At 38.2% G+C, this 2,500-nt stretch carries 1 protein-coding gene; it reads right to left on the reverse strand.

The window, feature by feature from the left end:
- On the reverse strand, positions 1–2,500 hold a 2,500-nt coding region (locus tag HMPREF2607_RS07635; protein ID WP_261674286.1), incomplete at both ends, for a glucosyl transferase.

Consider the following 2,500-nt stretch of genomic DNA (forward strand, 5'->3'; position numbering starts at 1 on the left):
GCTCACCAGAGTTTTCGTCATAATAACGAGTTCCTTTGTAGTCTGTAACGAAATCGCCCTTAACTTGTTTACCTTGATAATCAAAGTAGAGGTGTTGACCATTGATGACTTGATCGAAGAGGAGGGCCTTACCATCGTTACCAAAGTAGTACCAGTGTCCGTCTGTATAGACGAATTGGTTGGTTACAGCAGCTCCAGTTTCAGCGTCGAAGTAGTAGGTTGGGTTTTCTTCTGCTGTATCTGGGAATGAAATATAAAAGTAGGGTCTAGCTAATTTTCCACGAACTTGTTCGTGCGTTTCGTATTTGTTCATTGGATTGTTAGAGAAGAAATAAAGCTTACCATCAATTTCTTTCAGTCCCCTTGCCTTAGTACCATTAGCATCAATATAGTACCAGTCCTTACCAACTTGAAGGAATCCAGTTTTATTTACAGCAGCACCTGTTTCTTTATCGTGATAAGGAAGGGACCCATAGATTTCGAAAGAATCTCGAAGAATTTCACCATTATTTAGTATGTAATAATCCTTACCATCAATGGTTTTATTTCCTTTTTGACCTTTGCTATCAAAGTAGTACAACTTATCTCCTACCTTAACAAATTGATCACGAGGAACATCTTGACGGACTCCAGAATCTTTATCATAGAAATAGCCATCAGCGATAATACCTTTAGCTTGAACTCCATAATCATCAAAATAAACGTGTACCCCATCAATGGTTTGTGAGCCTTTAAGGATATTTCCTTCCACATCTGCATAGTACCATTTACCATCATGGCTGAAGTATTGACTTTTTACAAGAGCGCCGGAATCTTTATCATAGTACTTACTAGGTGTTTCATAAGTATTGTAGTTCTCTTTACTGATTGCTCGACCATTAGAATCAACTAATGCCCCCTTGGTTTGAATACCGTTATATGGATTAAAATTAACTTGAACCCCATTGATGGTTTGTTCGCCCTTGAGAATTTTACCCTCATCATTGACGTAGTACCAATTATCATTAACCTGGACGTAGCGGTTTGTTCCTAAATCTACTTTGGCTCCAGAATCTTTGTCATAGAAGTATCCATCATTACTAAAGACACCTTTAGCTTGTTTACCCAGATAAGGATCAAAGTATACAGGAACATTGTTAATGGTTTGAGAACCTTTAAGCCGTTTACCGTCATTGCCTACGTAGTACCAGTCTTTGTCGACTTGAACATAACTATTGATTACGAGAGCACCAGTGATTCCATCATAATATTTATCGTTAGTAGCGAAATTTCCTTTGACTTGGGCTCCAGTTTTCTCGTCAAAGAAGTATTCAGTGTTGTCAATGACTGTTGCTCCTTTGATGGCTTTGCTATCGGCTCCAATAAAATAGGTTTTGTCTTTAACTGTTACGAAACGATTAGTAACTAGATTTCCAGAGTCTTTATCGTGAAATTGCATTTTATAGTCAAAATCTCCCTTAACTTGGATACCGTTGTAGCCAAAGAAGACATGAGCACCATCAATAGTTTGTGCATATTTGAGAATAGCACCATCCTTACCCACATAGTACCAGTTACCTTTGATTTGAACATAACGGTTGGTCCCTAGGTCAACTCGGTTACCATCCTGATCATAGAAGTAGCCATCGTCACCAAAATTGTCGAAGACTTGTTTTCCGTTGAATTCAAAGTAGACTTGTTTACCATCTATTGTTTTAGAACCTCTTACACGAGAACCCTGATTATCCACATAGTAACGTTCATTTTGGCGGGTATAGTTATCGTAGGCAATAACGTAGTTATTAGTAATTAATGCACCCGAATCTTTATCGTAATAGTGTTCAGTATTATCAGTATCATCTTTAACAAAATACCCTTTAACTTGAATACCATTTTGATAGAAGTAAACCTTAACGCCGTCGATGGTTTGTGAACCTTTTAGGATAGCACCATCATTTCCTGCGTAATACCAATAATTACCAAGTTGGAAATAACGGTTTTTCCCGAAATCCACTTGTTTTCCGTTCTCGTCGTAATAACGCCCATTTGGTGCAAATCTATCCCTAACTTGTTCACCGTGGTTATCAAAATAATTCCATGCTCCATTAATTTCTTTGGAACCAATTGCCTTATTACCATTTTCATCAACGTAATAGGTTCTACCATATTCTTTAACGAATTTATTAGTAACAAGAGCCCCAGAATCTTTGTCGTAATAATGGTTATCATTAGCAAACTTGCCTTTAACCTGAACACCGCTATCTCTAAAGTAGACCTTAACGCCATCAACAGTTTGTGGTCCAGTAAGGTTTTTACCGCTGGCATCTTTATAATACCAGTTGCCTTGGTCGTCGCTATAGTATTGACCACCAGTGATATTAGTTTCACTTTTTGAAGTTTCGCTAGTTGAAGTAGTTTCACTGGCAGCTCGGTCTGTAGTTGCGGCTTCACGTGTTTGGCCTGCAACTGATTCTGTAGGAGTTTGGCTTGTTGAAGCTGTTTCACTGGTAGTTTCAGAGCT

This window comes from Streptococcus sp. HMSC078H03 (assembly GCF_001808655.1).
Classification (GTDB): domain Bacteria; phylum Bacillota; class Bacilli; order Lactobacillales; family Streptococcaceae; genus Streptococcus; species Streptococcus salivarius_G.